The organism is Microlunatus speluncae (assembly GCF_009299835.1).
Classification (GTDB): Bacteria; Actinomycetota; Actinomycetes; order Propionibacteriales; family Propionibacteriaceae; genus Microlunatus; species Microlunatus speluncae.
On sequence record NZ_VKCZ01000020.1, the window covers coordinates 152,222 to 167,313 of the forward strand.

Below are 15,092 nucleotides of genomic sequence, written 5' to 3' on the forward strand. Positions count from 1 at the left end.
AACATGACCCGAACCCGACGCATCCGACTGGGCTACCAGATCCCCAACTTCACCTATCCCGGCGGCCCGGAACAGATCTTCAACACCGTGGCCGCGCAGGCCCAGGAGGCCGAGGCCGCCGGTTTCGACACGGTGCTGGTGATGGATCACTTCTATCAGTTGCCCATGATCGGCAAGCCCGAGGAGCCGATGCTGGAGGCGTACACCACGCTCGGCGCGCTCTCCGCGGTCACCGACCGGATCCAGCTGTCCACGCTGGTGACCGGCAACACGTACCGCAATCCGGCCCTGCTGGCGAAGACGGTCACCACCCTCGACGTGATCAGCGGCGGCCGGGCGGTGCTGGCGATCGGCGCCGGCTGGTACGAGCTCGAGCATGATCAGATGGGCTACGAGTTCGGCACCTTCACCGACCGGTTCGAGCGGCTCGGTGAGGCGCTGGACATCATCGAGCCGATGCTGCGCGGTCGCACTCCCGATCATGACGGCCGTTGGTACCAGGCCCACGGAACCCTGAACCAGCCGCAGCTGCGGACCGATCTGCCGATCATGCTCGGCGGCAGCGGCGAGAAGAAGACCTTCGGCCTGGCCGCTCGCTATGCCGATCACCTGAACATCAACACATCACCGGGCGAGATCCCGCGCAAGCTGGACGCGTTGGCCCAGCGGTGCGAGGAAGTGGGCCGGGACCGGTCCGACCTGGAGACCAGCTTCCTGGCCACGGTGATCATGGACGAGAACGGCGATGAGGCCCGACGGATGTTGCGCCGGCACCTGGCCAGGACCGGGATCGATCTCGACACGATGCCCGACGAGGCCCGCCACCAGCTGACCGACCGCCTCTTCGTCGGCACCCCCGACGACGTGGCCGATCAGCTGCAGCGCCAGGTGATCGAGGCCGGCATCGACGGCGTGATCATCAACCTGGTGCCCAACGGGCATCTCCCGGGCACCGTCGAGCTGGCAGGCAAGGCACTCTCGCCGCTCGTCGCCGGCTGAGCGTCAGCGGGCCGCGCCGGACCTGGTCGACGCCTGGGCGCTGAGGAACTCGTCCCAGGACCGGCCGCTCCGTACCGGATCGGCCGCCAGGTTGACCCCGGCCCGGTAGGCCCGGCCGACCTTGCCGGCGAGCGGCACGGGCAGGATCGGCCGCCGCTTGCCCTGCGCCGCCAGGTAGCCGCGGACCAGGTCGGCCATCGGGTAGACCCGCGGCCCGGCCAGCTCGTCGACCACCCCGGCCGGCGTGCCGAGCGCCAGTTCGGCGATCCGGGCCGCCACCGCGGCCGAGTCGACCGGCTCGAATCGCAGGTCCCGCGGCGCGGGGACGACCGGCAGCCGGGCCATCGCCCGGACCGCGGTCAACGTCAGCTCGTGGAACTGCGCGGCCCGCAGGATCGTGTGCGGCACCCCGGACTCGGCGATGGCCCGCTCTGCGCCGGCCTTGGCCCGGAAATAGCCGAGCGGCATTCGCGCGGCACCGATCACCGAGATGTGCACCAGGTGCCGCACTCCGGCCGCCGCGGCCGCCCGGACCAGGTGCCGGGCCGCGATGTCGTCGCCCTTCGGCCCGCCGGCCAGATGCACCACGGTCTCGATCCCGGCCACCGCTGTCTCGATCCCGGTCCCGGCGATCAGGTCGCCGGTGACGTACTCGATCGCGGTGGTGTCGGCATGCTCACGCCGGCTGAGCAGCCGAACCCGGTGCCCGGCCCCGATCAGCAGCGGCGCGACCTGCCGGCCGAGAGTGCCGGTGCCGCCGGTGAGCAGAATGGGTGCTGACATGATGAGATTCCCTTCGCTGTTTGCCCCGGTCCGGGCGCTGTGTACTCTGTCCGGCCGGGCCGATTCGGTCGGTTCGTCCGGTGTTTGCCCTTCAACTTCGATGACAACCGGCGATCGAGGAATGTGACGGCGTGACTGACGACGACTGGCTGGCCGGGCAGTTCGAGGGCCAGCGGACCCGGCTGCGGGCGGTGGCGTACCGGATGCTGGGCTCGATCAGCGAGGCCGACGACGCCGTCCAGGAGGCCTGGCTGCGGGTCAGCCGGGCCGGCGTGGACGGGGTGGACAACCTGGCCGGCTGGCTGACCACCGTCGTCGCCCGGGTCAGCCTGAACCTGCTGAAGGCGCGGGATCGGCGGCGGGAGGAGTCGATCGAGCTCCGGGTGCCCGACCCGATCCTCAGCCCGGAGTCCGGGGTCGACCCGGAGCAGCAGGCGGTGCTGGCCGATTCGGTCGGGTTGGCGCTGATGGTCGTGCTGGAGACGCTGACGCCGGCGGAACGAGTGGCGTTCGTGCTGCACGACCTGTTTGCGGTGTCCTTCGACGACATCGCGCCGTTGCTCGACCGGACGCCGGCCGCGACCCGTCAGTTGGCCAGCCGGGCCCGGCGCCGGGTGCAGGGCCAGGCTCCGGTCGGCGACCCCGAGACCGTACGGCAGCGGGCGGCGGTCGACGCGTTCCTGGCCGCGGCCCGCGACGGCGACTTCGACGCCCTGGTCGCGGTGCTCGATCCGGACGTGGTGCTGCGGGCCGACGGCGGTCGGGCCCGGGAGCGGTTCACGATGACGATCAGCGGAGCCCGTACGGTCGCGTCACAGGCCCAGCTGGCGCAGAAGCTGGCGCCGTTCGCCCGGCCGGTGTTGATCAACGGAGCGGCCGGCGTGATCACCATCGCCGGCGACCGGGTGTTGTCGATCATGGCCTTCACCGTGGTGCACGACAAGATCGCCACGATCGACGTCCTCTACGATCCGGACCGGCTGGAGAAACTGAAGATCCCCCGGCTTCCGCCGACAGAGTCGACGGACACCGGGGGCATCAGCCGGTGAGCTACATGATCTTGGCGACCGCCGGGATCCGGCGGAGCAGGCTCGCCACCAGCCAGCAGGCCGGGACGGACAAGATCAGCAGCAGGGCGAACTTGACGATCGCCGGGGCGACCAGGCCCTGCATCGCCACCGCGATGGCGACCAGGACGACCGGGTGGATCACGTACACGGTGAAGGCGTTCGCCGCGGCGAACCTGCGGATCGGCCCGGTGCCCGGCGCGACGCGGCGGAACAACATCAACAACGCGACGCTGATCCCGACGCCGAGGATGGCCATGGCGACGCCGCCGCCGGCCGCGGCGACCGCCGGGTCACCGGACATCAGCATCGGGCCGAACACCAGCACCGCCAGCACCGACAGGCCGAGGCCGACCCAGCCGAGCGAGCCGGGCATCCGCTCCAGCCACCGCCGCCGGGCGGCGAGCACGCCGGCCGCGAACATCAGTGCGTACTGCGGCAGGAAGGCCGGGCTGGGCAGCCCGATCACCGGCCAGTAGGTGCCGTCCGGCACGAACTGCCGCCACACCGCCAGCAGCACGCCCATGATCACCATCAGACCGACCAGGACGCCGAACGCGACCCACCAGCCGAGCTTGCGATCCGTGTCGTACGGCTTCGGAGTGCCGCCGCGGAGGGCCCGGAACCCGGCGTAGATCAGGGTGAAGACGAGCAGCACCTCGAGGAACCAGGTGGGCCCCGGATCCCAGCTGAGGAAGTAGAAGATCGGGAACGGCGGCAGGTCCGGCGTGGTCAGGTAGGCGTGCAGATTGGCCAGCGGCCGGAGCAACAGGATGAAGCCCAGCAGCGGCAGGCCGAGCCGGATCAGCCGGTCCCGGCTGAACGAGCCCGGGCCCTTGCGATCGATCGACCGCGGGATGAAGTAGCCGGAGATGAAGAAGAACAGCCCCATGAAGAAGCTCTGGTTGATGATTACCAGGAGGTCCAGCGCCGAGGCGGACGGATCGTGCGGCGTCTCGTTGTAGAACCAGACCGGGATGTTGCCGTACGTCACGCCGCAGTGGTGGGCCAGGACCAGGATGGTCAGGGCGACTCGCAGCGTGTCGATCCAGTAGACGCGGCTGCCGGCCGGCCGACTGACCGGGTCGGCCGCGGCGGCGGTGCGGGTGGGGACGGGATTCATGACGATGCCCTTTTCGACGAAGATTTCTTGGCGGTGGTGGTTTTGCGAGCGGTCCTCGATCGCTTGGCCGGGGGTCGGGGGGAGGGGGACTCGGGGCCGGCCCGGACGGCGTGCACGATCAGGTCGGCCAGCCGGTCGGCGTGGGCGACAAGATCATGATCGGGATGGTTGCCCCAGTAGGCGAACATGGCGTCGATCGCCGCCTGTTGGGTGATCGCCATCACCCGGACGTCGAAGTCGCGCAGCTCACCGGCCTGCTGTCCGTGCTGATACATCTGTTCCAGGCCGGGATAGAGGGCCTCGTTGCTCTCGGCGCCGAAGTGCAGCCGGCCGTCCGACCGGCGCAGGTTGCCGGCCACCTGACCCAGCGCGATCAGCATCGAGCGGTGATCGAGGGCGTAGAGCGCGAGCTCGTGCAGATGGACGTGGATCCCGGCGATGGTGCCGTCCGCGGCCAGGATCTTCGGCACGACGGCCTCGATCATTCCCTCGAAGCAGTGCTCGACGACCTTGACCATCAGGGCGTCCTTGCTCTCGAAGTGGTACGAGATCACGCCCTTGGAAACCCGCAGATCCTTGGCGATCCGGGCCAGCGAGGCATTCGCGAACCCGACCTCGGCCAACGTCTCGATCGCCCCGTCGAGGATCTGCTTGCGCCGGGTCGCCTGGATGAAGGTCTCCGCCTTCTGGCCCTCGGACTCAAAATCTGACCGCATGGCCAGAAATATATCCCCAGGGTCAGATACTGAGCAATTCGGGTAAACCCTGAACCTTCTCGGGCACCGGTCGGTTCTTCACCTAACGGGAAAGGCTGACGCTTTAGGAACGTTGCAAACCACAAAGTGACAGGAACGTGGGTGAAGCTTGCCGGCGATGCCGGTCAGCCGGCGGTCGAACCGCGGGTCGTCAGCGCGTTCGTCAGCGGCTCGAGGTCGTCGATGATGACGTCGGCGCCGGCCAGGTCGAGCCCGGGCCGGCGGCCCGGCCGGGCGTAGCCGATCACCGGCACCCCGGTGATCATGGCGACCTCGACGTCGGTGACCGAGTCGCCGATCAGCAGGCCTTCGGTCGCGGGCCGGCCGAGCCGGACGAGGGCGCGGCGGATCGGATCCGGATCCGGCTTCATCAGGTCCGGCCGGCCGGGGAGGCGGGCGATCACGCCGGTCACCCGGTCGGCCAGGCCGTGCCGGTCGAGGAAGACGGCGATCGCCGGCGCCGAGTTGTTGCTGACGATGATCACCGGCAGCTCGGCGGCCTGGCAGGTCGTGAGCAGCTGAGCGGCGCCGGCGGTGAGCGGGGCCAACTGCGCGGCCTCCACCTCACCCTGGATGCAGGCCAGCTCCACCGCCGCGGCGGCGTCCGGACCGAGGTGTTGAGGGGTGGCCCAGCGGAGGATCCGCAGCGGGTCGACGGTGGTCCGAAGCTCCGCGGGCGGATCGACGCCATGTTCGGCCAGGACCTGCCGCATCCGGTCGGCGATCCGGCCGTCGCGGCCCTCGGCGAGCAGCGGGGTCACCGGACCGTCGAAGTCGAGCAGTAACGCTCTGGTCGGTGCCAGGATGCGGGCCAGGGATTGGTCGAGGGCGGTCGGCGTTTCGTACCGGAGCACGGCGATGTCACCCAGTCGGCGTACCTCGGCCAGCCGGACGTGATCATTGATCGGTCCGATCCCGGCCCGGATGAAGCGGGGCGCCCGGTCGTCCCCGACGACGATCGGCGCGATCGCCAACTGCAACTCGTCGTAGCAGCGCCGGGCCAGGAACTCGGTCAAGATCATCCCGCCGCCTTCGACCAGCAGCCGGCCGATCCCGCGCTCGACGAGATCACGCAACAGCCGGTCGAGATCGATCCGGTCACCGAGGTCGACCACCGACGCCGGAAGGGCTGTCCGGCCGAGCTCGGTCGCCGCGGGGGACGTCGCGTAAATGATCTTGTCCGCATCGCCGGCCGCGAAGAACGCGGCTCCCGGATCGAGCTCACCGGAGCCGGTGATCGTGATCTTGGTCGGGTCGACCGGCAGTCCGCGCGCCACGCGGGCCGCCCGGCGCGACTCGGACCTGATCAGCAGCCGTGGATCGTCGCTGCGGATCGTCGTGGCGCCGACCAGAATGGCATCGTGCCTGGCCCGGACGGCGTCGACCCGGTCGAAGTCGGCCGGGTTGGACAGCAGCAGCCGGTTCGGCGAGGCGTCGTCCAGGTAGCCGTCCAACGACACGGCGCAACTGAGGGTGACGTACGGGCGGTCGATCATGGTCGGTCCCTGCCGATGTGGGACGATCGGAGCAGCCGACCGGCCCAGGGAGACCGATGCAGAACGACCGCCGACCCGCTGATGATCATCACTGGATGCAGCTCGCCGTCGAGCTCGCCCGGCTCTGCCCGCCCAGCGACTCCGCCTTCGCCGTCGGCGCGGTGATCATCGACGCGGATGGCAACGAACTGGCCCGCGGCTTCTCCCGCGAGTCCGATCGGGTGCACGCCGAGGAGTCCGCGCTCGGCAAGCTCGGCCCGGACCCGCGCCTGGCCGGGGCGACCCTCTACTCCACCCTCGAGCCATGCTCCATCCGCGCTTCGCGGCCCGACAGTTGCACCCGGCTGACGATCAAGGCCGGCCTCGCCCGGGTGGTGATCGCCTGGCGCGAGCCGCCGATCTTCGTCGCCCGGTGTGAAGGAGTCGAGCTGCTCCGCGCCGCCGGAATCACCGTCGACCTGCTCCCCGAGTTCGAGGCGGCCGCCAAGGAACCGAACGCTCATCTCGGACTCTGATCATCGATCTCGAGACTCGGCAGATCGTGAGCCGCAGCCGGGGTCACTTCTGCGAGCGGGGTAACTCGAACCCCCGGAGTCGCTTCTGGGACAAGGCGAGCAGGGTCGATCCGAGGACGATCACGCCGCCGCCGATGAACGGCACGCTGGCGCCGAACGGTCCGGTGAGGAGCCCGGTGAGGGCGTGACTGATCGGGACCACGCCCTCGAGTGCCAGGGTCAGCAGCCCCATCACCCGGCCGATCTCCGCCTTGGGCGTGATGGTCATCAGGTGCGCGAGCAGCAGGGTCCCGTACGCGCCGGTGCCGAGGCCGAGCAGCACCGCCATGGTCACCGCGGCCTGCAGTGAGGTGGCGATCCCGTGCAGGATCAGCGAGGCGCCCATCACCCCGAGCGCGGTGAACGCGAACAGGCCGGCCCGGGGCGGTCGCTTGATGATCAGCAGCACGGTCGCGGTCACGGCCGCCCCCAGGCCGAGGCCGCCGAACAGATAACCGACGCCGATCGGTCCCCAGTCGTTCTGGTTGCCGAGCAGCGGGTAGCCCACCGTGACCGGCCCGGCGAAACCGAAGTTGGTCGCCGCGATGACGACCAGCAGCCAGAAGACCGGCCGGTTGGCCCAGGTCGACTTCAGGCCGGTGACAGTCTCGCTGAAGATCGATCGCTCCGACATCATCCGCAGCTCGTACGGCAGCGGCCGCGGCACCCGGAGCAGCAACAGGGAACTGACCGACACCACGAACAGGACGGCCGCTCCGCCGAACGCGGCCGCGGGTCCGAACAGGGCGAGCAGCCAGCCGGTCAGCGGCCCGCCGATCACCAGCACCAGGCGCTGCCCGACCGTCCGCACCGCCGCCATCCGGCTGAGCTGGTCATCGGAGGCGATCCGGGCCGGCACGGCTCCCATCGCCGGCGCGAAGAAGCCGTCCAGCGCACCGAAGATCAGCGCGATCACCAGCAGGCCGACCGCACCGAGCGACTCGGCCCCCAGGAACAGCACCGCCGCGAGCGCGATCAGGATCGCCGCCCGTGCCGTGTCGGTGACGAGGATGATCCGCTTCGCGCTGACTCGGTCGGCGATGGTGCCGCCGATCAGCAGGATCAGCAGCCGCGGCACCGAGGCCGCGGCCAGGATCAGTCCGGTCATCGCCGGATCCGTGAACTCGCTGGCGACGACGGAAAGAGCGATGAAATAGACCTGGTCGCCGAGCAGTGACGAGACGAATCCGACGATCCAACCGACGACGTTACGCGGCGCGTTCATCGGGAAGACGGCGCGGCGCGGAGCGATCACCGCGTCAACCTATTCAGTCCTTGTCGGCTCATCCCTACCCGCTCGTAGCCATCGACTGCACGTCCCGGTCGGCCCCCGTGAGCCTACGAGTCACCTCTCTTTCCTTCCAAGCGGGACGCTCCGATTCTGGAACCTTCCCGCCACCATCGGTGCACCCACCGACTCCCCGACAACAGATCACTCCACCGAACGACACCTCCGCCCGCTCGGACAACACCTCGGCCAACACCCGCTCGGCAGCATGGTGCCAACGGACAACGCCTTGGAAAGGAGCCCGAACATGCGAACTGCTTCGGACCGCTCGATGCCGGCCGCTCTGCCAACGGAGTCCGTCACCCTCGCGACCTGTCGGTGGGTGTCGTCGGGGGAGACCCATCGGCACGGTCGCGAACCAAGAACGTCGATCCGGGCACGGACCGGAGGTCGGGTGGCCGCCCACGGAGGTACTCCAGGGCCGTGCTCGGATCGGCATCCAGCCTGCCAAACCGGCACCCCGACACGCCCAAATCTCGACGTCCACTTGAGGACATGTCATCAACCGGACACAGGGTTTCCGATGGGATGCGCGGCGCGTTGGCATAGCTTTAGAAATCGCTTCACACTCCGAATCGACATCATCGCGGACTCGATTCGGCGACCGTCCATGGCGCCGGTGGACGCGGGGATGACAGGTGCTCAGGGATGTAGTGGGTCGCGCCTTCTCGCGACCGTTGACGAAGGAGGATCTCGATGACTCAGCTGCGGCGTCAGCTCCAGTTCCTGATCGGCACATTCGTCTGGCTGCGGTCGCCGGCCGCGCGGGACGAGCGCGGGCTCAGCCAATCGGCGGAGAACGCGATTCTTCTGGCCGGCGCCGTCGCGGTGGCGACGATCGTGATCACGACGATCTCGATCTACGTCAGCAACCACCTGCCCAAGTGACCTGCCATGAGGGCAACCCACCGGCACCGGTCGGAACGCGGGGCCGCCGAGTCGTTGCAGTTGGTGCTGATCTGGCCCGTGGTGCTGCTGGCCACCGTCGCCGTGATCCAGACCGGCCTCTGGCTGCATGGCCGCAACATCGCGGTGCGGGCCGCCGCGGTCGCGGTTGACGAGGCCCGTGGCGCCACCGGGACGACGGACCGGGGACGAGCCTTGGCCATCGACCTCGCCACGACCGCGGGTCTGACCGAGGTCAAGGTCGTGGTCCTTCGGATCGGTGACCAGGTCGAGGCCCGGGTGACCGGCCGAGCCGCGGTCATCATCGACTTCGGCCTGAGCCGGATGGACGAGCGGGCGGTCGCTCCGCTGGAGCGGGTGCCGGGTCGATGACCCGGTCCGGCGATGGTCCGCGGCGGCGGCGGACCGGTGATCGCGTACGTGGTCAACGCGGTGCGGCGACGATCGAGCTGGCCCTGGTGGTTCCGGCACTGATGTTGGTTCTGGGACTACTGATCGCCGGCGGACGGCTCTGGTACGCGCGGACCGTCGTCGCCGAGGCCGGCTACGCCGCGGCGCGGGCCGGCTCCCTGGCCCGGACCGCCGCCGAAGCCCGGATCGCGGCGGGATCGGCGGGAAGACAGTCCCTCGCGACCGCCCGGCTCGACTGCGAGCAGGTCCGGGTGAAGGTGTCGACGGCCGCGTTCCGGGTGCCTGCCGGGCGACCCGCGACCGTCACGGCGACCATCCGGTGTTCGGTGCCGCTGACCGACGTCGTCCTGCCGGGACTGCCCGGCCGGATCGAGCTGGATGGCACCGGCGCGGCGGCCCTGGACACGTACCGGGGGCGGGGATGAGCGGACCACCGAGCCGCGATCAGCGGGGACAGTCGATCAGCGTGTACGTCCTCGTCGTGCTCGCCGCGTTGATCATCAGCGCCGGCCTGGTCATCGACGGCGGACAGAAGATCGCCGCGGCCAGCCGGGCCGAATCGGTGGCCGCCGAGGCCGCCAGGGCCGCGGGCAATGCCGCGGCGACGCACCGACTGGCCGGGCACAAGAAGGCGTCGGTCGCGGTCCGAGCGGCGAAGAGCTACCTGGCCGGACAGCCGGAGGTGTCCGGCCGGGTCCAGGTCAGCGGCGGGGTGGTCCGGGTGACCACGGTGGCCACCCGGCCGACGATGTTCCTTGGCGCGATCGGGATCCGGACCGTGACCGCCACCGGCTCGGCGGAAGCGACGCTCGTCCCGACCGGGGCGGACGGCTGAACCAGGACGGCGAGACCACCAGGAAGGGGGAGGATCGGATGCTCAGGATCGAGAAACGCGGGTCGGCCGGGGCCGACACCGCCCCGGAACCCGGGGTCGAGCAGGAGTTCCGGGACGGCGCGACGGCCCAGCCGCCACGGTTGCCCGGGCGGCGGAACCCGAAGTGGATCGCGCTCGGGGTGATCGCCATCTGCCTCGGCGCCCTGCTCTCGTACGTGATCTATGCCAAGGTCGCGGCCGAGAGCTCGGTACTGATCATGACCAAGACCGTCTATCGCGGCTCGGTGATCATGGCCGAGGATCTGGCTCCCGTGACGATCAGCGGCACCGCCGCCGGCAACGCGGTGCTCGCCGACCGAGCCGGCGAGTTGGTGGGTCGGGCCGCGATCTACGACCTGGTGGCCGGCAGCATCGTGCCGGCCGGGGCGATCGGCGAGGTGATCATTCCGGCCGAGGGCCGGGCCGTGGCCGGACTCCGCCTGGTCGAGGGGCGGGCGCCGGTCGGGCTGTTGCATCCGGGCTCCGTGATCCGGCTGATCGCGCTGCCTCCGGAGGGTGCCGAGCCGGACTTCGCCGACCAGTACACGGGGGACGCCTTCCCGGCCACCGTGGTCGACGCCGTGGCCGGGGCGGACGGCATGTCGACCCTGGTCAACGTCGACGTCGCGGCCGACCAGGCCGCGGCCGTCGCCTTCCTGGCCGCGCAGGATCGGCTGGCCGCCGTGCGCGACTTCGACGGTGAGCGCTGAGCCGTGGCGATCATCACGCTGACCGCCGCCGGTGGGGCGCCCGGCGCCACCACGACCGCCGTCGGGCTGGCACTCTGCTGGCCGCGCTCGGTGATCTTGGTCGACGCCGACCCGGGTGCCCACCAGGCGGTGTTGGCCGGGTTCCTGGCCGGTCAGGACCCCGGCGGTCGCGGACTGGTCCGGGTGGCCGAGGCGCACCGGGATCGTCGACCGCTGCGGGAGGTGATCATCGACCAGTCCCTTCCGCTGACCGGCGACGAGGGCACGCGGCGCCTGTTCCTGCCCGGGTTCGCCAAGCCCGGCAACGCCCGCCTGTTCTCGGGAGTCTGGCCGGAGTTGATCGAGGCGATGCGCCGGCTGGACGAGTTCGGCATCGACGTGATCATCGACCTCGGTCGCTGTGCCGCGGACGGATTGCCGCCGGCGCTGATCGAACGGGCCGACCTGACCGCGGTCGTGCTCCGGTCCAGCCTGCGGTCGGTGATGTCCACCCGGGTGCTGCTGTCGACGCTCGACGACCAGATCGCTGTGACGGGCGGCTCGGTGAACCTCGGACTGATCGTCATCGGCGACGGGCATCCGTACGCGAGCCGGGAGATCGCCGCGGCACTGGGCCGGCCGGTCCGGGCCGACCTCGCCCTGGATCCGCCGGCCGCCGAGCACCTGTCGGACGGAGGTCCGCGGCCCCGCCGGTTCGAGCGATCACCCCTGACCCGATCGCTGCACACCACCGCGCAGGCACTGCGTGATCATTGCGTCGCGACCGACGAACTGGTCGAGAGGTGATCATGGACGACTCCACCGGTCCGGCGCTGGCGGACAACCCGCTGTTCGCGGGATACCAGTCGGCCGATCAGACCGGGCCCGCCGAGACGGCCGGCCTCCCGGTGACGGCCGGCGACCAGTTCCAGCGGCTCTCCACCTTCGACCGGCCGGCACTCGAGGGCCACCGTGACGCGCTGCCGACCCACGACGTCGACTGGTCCCAGGTGGTGGAGTTGCGCCGGCTGGCCTCGGCGGCGATCACCGGCGAGACCGAGGCGCTCCAGTCCAAGTCCGGCACCCCGCTGACGGAGACGGACCGGGTGTTGCTGGGGCGCTCGCTGATCCGCCGGATCGTCGGCGATCACGTCCGCGCCCTGCATCGAGCCGGGGCCGAGCTGTGGTCGACGGCGCAGGAGGAGACCTACGTCCAGGCGGTCGAGGATGCGGTGTTCCGCTACGGCCGGCTGCAGCCGCTGCTGCACCTGCCCGACGTGGAGAACATCGAGATCAACGGCTGGGACTGCGTCATGGTCCAGTACGGCGACGGTCGCCGGGAACGGATGCCGCCGGTCGCCGACAGCGACGCCGAACTGGTCGACGCGATTCGTTTCCTCGGTCAGAACGGGCAGCCGTCGCGGCCGTTCGACGATGCCCATCCGACCTTGACCCTGGCACTCGGCGACCGGTTCCGACTGCACGCGATCGGGTTCGGGCTGTCCCACCGGCCGAGCGTGGTGATCCGGCAGCACACGCTGACCACGGTCACCCTGGGCGACCTGGCCCGAGCCGGGACGATGCCGAACGAGGTCGCCCGGTTCCTCGACGCGGCGGTGCTGGCCCGCAAGTCGATCGTGATCTCCGGTGATCAGGGCGCCGGCAAGACCACGTTGTTGCGGGCCCTGATCAGTTCGATCCCGATCACCGAACGGTTCGGCACGCTGGAGACCGACTACGAACTGATGACCCATCTGCAGCCGGGCCGGCACAACGTGCTCGCCCTGCAGTCGCGGGTCGGACACGGCGAGACCGCCGGTGGCTCGGCCGTGGGCGAGTTCGGGCTGTCCGACCTGATGCCCGAGGCGCTGCGGCAGAACCTGTCCCGGCTGATCGTCGGCGAGGTCCGCGGCCGCGAGGCGGCGGCGATGTTCGAGGCGGCCCAGACCGGCCTGGGGACGATGAGCACCACGCACTCCCACTCGGCCGAGTCGACGATGGACCGGCTCGCCTCCCGGGTCGCGCAGGGCGGGGTGCTGACCATCGACGAGGCCTACCGCCAGATCGCGCTGAACGTCGACCTGCTGATCCACATCCGGCTGGTCGACGAGACCTGGAAGGGCGGCATTCGGCGGCGCTACCTGTCCGAGATCCGACAGCTCACCCGCGCGATCGAGAACAACCGTCCGGTCACCCACCTGACCTACCAGGCGGACCCGTCCGCGTCCGGGCCGGCCGGATACTTCCCGGATCCCGACTTCGAGGCCGAGCTGCTGCCGTTCCGGCGACAACTGCCCGACGCCGCCGAAGGGTCACCACGATGAACGCGATCGCCGCGGCGGCCGCCGGGATCCTTTGTGTGGCAGGGGTCCTGGCCGTCTTCGCCGGTTTGCGCCGAGGTTGGAGGGAGCCGATCAGGCGTCGGCCCGGGCTGGTCGACGGTTGGGTACGGCTCAGCCGGCGCCCACCGGGCCGCCGGGGTCGTCGGCGGGATCTGATCTTGGCCGCCAGTCTGGCCGGGGGTTTGATCATCGCGCTGATCACCGGGTGGCTGATCGCGATCCCGTTGGCTCCGGTGCTGGCGTTCGGAGTGCCGTACCTGCTGCTGTTGCCGAAGGCGCACGACGTGATCATGCTCGAGGCGCTCGACCGTTGGGTCCGTTCGCTCGCCTCGACGCTGTCCACCGGCCGGTCGATCACCGATTCGATCCGGACCTCCCGCCGGACCGCGCCACCCGTCATCGCCGACCAGTTGCAGCTGCTGGTGACCCGGCTGAACAATCGCTGGCCGACCTCCGACGCCTTGCGCCGCTTCGCCGATGATCTCGACTCGGCCGATGCCGACTCGGTGATCGCGGCGGTGATCCTCGCCGACCAGCGCGGCGCGACCGGGGCGTCGATCACCCTGCACGCACTCGCGGACTCCCTGCAGGCCCAGCTCAAGGGCCGGCGGCTGATCGAGACCGAGCGGGCCAAGCCGTACATCGTCGTCCGCCAGGTCACGGTGATCACGTTGATCGCCTTGGGTGGTGCCTTCCTGTTCAACCCGACGTTCTTCGAGCCGTACCGGAGCCCACTCGGCCAGGCGATCCTCGCCGTGTTGATCACCGGCTACATCGGGTCGTTGGCGCTGATGCGCCGCAAGGCCAGACACCGGACCGGAGAGCGGATCCTGATCGGGCCGGGTTCATGACCGCCGGGCTGGTGCTGTTGGCCGGGTTGCTGGTCGCCGGTGGAATCGTCGCCTGCGTCGCGGCCCTGGTCCCCAGCACGCCGCGGTTGTCGGTCGCCCTGGCCAGGATCGAGGGTGCAACGCCGTGGACCGCCGCGGCCGGCCGGGAGCAGGTCGCCGCGAAGGGCACCTCGGAGCAGCTCGGTGCCTGGATGTATCGGCGGCTGCCGATGGCGATGACACCCGGTCAGCGGCGCCGGCTGGTGCTCCTGGACAAGTCGCTGGCGGAGTTCTACGCCGACAAGATCGTGATGGCCGTCGTCGGCGCGGTGATCCCGGCGATCGTCTGCACAGCGATCAGCCTGCTGACCCAGTCGACGCCCGCCCTTCCGGTGATCACCGCCCTGGCCGGGCTCGTGATCGGCTTCTTCGTCCCGGATCTGTTGCTGTTGCGGACCACGGCCAGGTCCCGATCCTCGGCAGTGGAGGCCCTGCTGGTCTACATCGACCTGGTGACTCTGGAGCGGTTGGCCAACGCCTCGGCCACGCAGGCGCTGCACAACGCGGCCCGGATCAGCGACGTCCCGTTGTTCCGGCAGCTCCGGCTCGCGCTCGATCGGGCCCGACTGGAGCAGCAGTCGCCCTATGGCGAGCTGCGCCGGCTGGCCGAGCAGCTCGAGCTGCCGGAGCTGACCGACCTCGCCGACATCATGCAACTGGACGAGACCGGCGCCGCGCTGGCCGGGACGCTCCGGGCCAGGGTCCGCGAGCTCCGCGATGCGCACAGCAATGCCCAGCAGGTCGCGGCCAGCAGCGCGGCCGAAGGCATGACGATCTACATGACCGTGCCGGTGTTGATCTTCGGCCTGATCTTCATCACACCGGCCCTGCTCCGGATCGTCGGAGGCTGGTGATGATCATGGATGGACAACACCGTCGGGCGACGGACAACACCGTGCCCCTTCAGGTCCGCCG

17 protein-coding genes are annotated in these 15,092 nt (G+C 70.1%); 12 read left to right on the plus strand and 5 right to left on the minus strand.

All coding sequences use genetic code 11. The features are described 5' to 3' along the window. Positions 1–3 precede the first annotated feature (3 nt). Positions 4–999: an LLM class F420-dependent oxidoreductase gene (locus FNH24_RS26185; RefSeq protein WP_152365193.1), complete on the plus strand. Its 996-nt coding sequence runs from the start codon at positions 4–6 to the stop codon at positions 997–999. 3 nt (positions 1,000–1,002) lie between these two features. Here the strand turns inward: FNH24_RS26185 and FNH24_RS26190 are convergent, their stop codons facing one another. Next, positions 1,003–1,782, minus strand: a complete 780-nt coding sequence (locus FNH24_RS26190) for an SDR family oxidoreductase (RefSeq protein WP_152365194.1) — start codon at positions 1,780–1,782, stop codon at positions 1,003–1,005. A gap of 131 nt (positions 1,783–1,913) precedes the next feature. Here FNH24_RS26190 and FNH24_RS26195 point away from each other — a divergent pair, with 131 nt between their 5' ends. Beyond that, positions 1,914–2,831 carry a sigma-70 family RNA polymerase sigma factor gene (locus FNH24_RS26195; protein WP_152365195.1) on the plus strand — a complete coding sequence of 306 codons (918 nt, stop codon included), beginning with the start codon at positions 1,914–1,916 and terminating at the stop codon, positions 2,829–2,831. Position 2,832: 1 nt separating this feature from the next. Here the strand turns inward: FNH24_RS26195 and FNH24_RS26200 are convergent, their stop codons facing one another. From FNH24_RS26200 to FNH24_RS26210, 3 genes are all read right to left on the minus strand, one after another. Next, entirely contained in the window at positions 2,833–3,972 is a 1,140-nt protein-coding gene (locus FNH24_RS26200; protein WP_152365196.1) for an acyltransferase family protein, read from the minus strand. After that, positions 3,969–4,688, minus strand: coding sequence for a TetR/AcrR family transcriptional regulator (locus FNH24_RS26205; protein ID WP_152365197.1), 720 nt, complete (start codon positions 4,686–4,688; stop codon positions 3,969–3,971). The genes FNH24_RS26200 and FNH24_RS26205 overlap by 4 nt, the downstream gene beginning before the upstream one ends. 164 nt (positions 4,689–4,852) lie before the next feature. Continuing rightward, positions 4,853–6,223, minus strand: a complete 1,371-nt coding sequence (locus tag FNH24_RS26210; protein ID WP_152365198.1) for a dihydrofolate reductase family protein — start codon at positions 6,221–6,223, stop codon at positions 4,853–4,855. A gap of 56 nt (positions 6,224–6,279) precedes the next feature. On the opposite strand from FNH24_RS26210, the gene FNH24_RS26215 reads away from it, so the two are divergent. Continuing rightward, positions 6,280–6,738, plus strand: coding sequence for a cytidine/deoxycytidylate deaminase family protein (locus FNH24_RS26215; protein ID WP_152365199.1), 459 nt, complete (start codon positions 6,280–6,282; stop codon positions 6,736–6,738). A 43-nt stretch (positions 6,739–6,781) separates the two neighbouring features. Here FNH24_RS26215 and FNH24_RS26220 read toward each other — a convergent pair whose 3' ends face one another. After that, complete coding sequence (locus tag FNH24_RS26220) at positions 6,782–8,032, minus strand: MFS transporter (protein ID WP_152365200.1); 1,251 nt, start codon at positions 8,030–8,032, stop codon at positions 6,782–6,784. 729 nt (positions 8,033–8,761) lie between these two features. Between FNH24_RS26220 and FNH24_RS26225 the strand changes: the two genes are divergently transcribed. The 9 genes from FNH24_RS26225 to FNH24_RS26265 are packed head-to-tail and all read left to right on the plus strand — an operon-like array spanning position 8,762 to position 15,031. Continuing rightward, positions 8,762–8,953, plus strand: coding sequence for a hypothetical protein (locus FNH24_RS26225; protein ID WP_152365201.1), 192 nt, complete (start codon positions 8,762–8,764; stop codon positions 8,951–8,953). 6 nt (positions 8,954–8,959) lie between these two features. Continuing rightward, positions 8,960–9,343, plus strand: coding sequence for a TadE/TadG family type IV pilus assembly protein (locus FNH24_RS26230; protein WP_152365202.1), 384 nt, complete (start codon positions 8,960–8,962; stop codon positions 9,341–9,343). Further along, entirely contained in the window at positions 9,340–9,807 is a 468-nt protein-coding gene (locus tag FNH24_RS26235) for a TadE/TadG family type IV pilus assembly protein (protein WP_152365203.1), read from the plus strand. The genes FNH24_RS26230 and FNH24_RS26235 overlap by 4 nt, the downstream gene beginning before the upstream one ends. Then, positions 9,804–10,217 carry a pilus assembly protein TadG-related protein gene (locus FNH24_RS26240; RefSeq protein WP_152365204.1) on the plus strand — a complete coding sequence of 138 codons (414 nt, stop codon included), beginning with the start codon at positions 9,804–9,806 and terminating at the stop codon, positions 10,215–10,217. The genes FNH24_RS26235 and FNH24_RS26240 overlap by 4 nt, the downstream gene beginning before the upstream one ends. Before the next feature lie 38 nt (positions 10,218–10,255). Then, on the plus strand, positions 10,256–10,966 hold the full coding sequence (locus FNH24_RS26245; RefSeq protein WP_152365205.1) for an SAF domain-containing protein: 711 nt from the start codon (positions 10,256–10,258) through the stop codon (positions 10,964–10,966). A 3-nt stretch (positions 10,967–10,969) separates the two neighbouring features. Next, a complete protein-coding gene (locus FNH24_RS26250; RefSeq protein WP_152365206.1) occupies positions 10,970–11,752 on the plus strand; it encodes a CpaE/TadZ family protein in 783 nt (260 codons plus the stop codon). Between the two features lie 2 nt (positions 11,753–11,754). Then, entirely contained in the window at positions 11,755–13,269 is a 1,515-nt protein-coding gene (locus FNH24_RS26255; RefSeq protein ID WP_152365207.1) for a TadA family conjugal transfer-associated ATPase, read from the plus strand. Further along, positions 13,266–14,138, plus strand: coding sequence for a type II secretion system F family protein (locus tag FNH24_RS26260; protein WP_152365208.1), 873 nt, complete (start codon positions 13,266–13,268; stop codon positions 14,136–14,138). The genes FNH24_RS26255 and FNH24_RS26260 overlap by 4 nt, the downstream gene beginning before the upstream one ends. Beyond that, positions 14,135–15,031: a type II secretion system F family protein gene (locus FNH24_RS26265; RefSeq protein WP_152365209.1), complete on the plus strand. Its 897-nt coding sequence runs from the start codon at positions 14,135–14,137 to the stop codon at positions 15,029–15,031. The genes FNH24_RS26260 and FNH24_RS26265 overlap by 4 nt, the downstream gene beginning before the upstream one ends. Positions 15,032–15,092 lie beyond the last annotated feature (61 nt).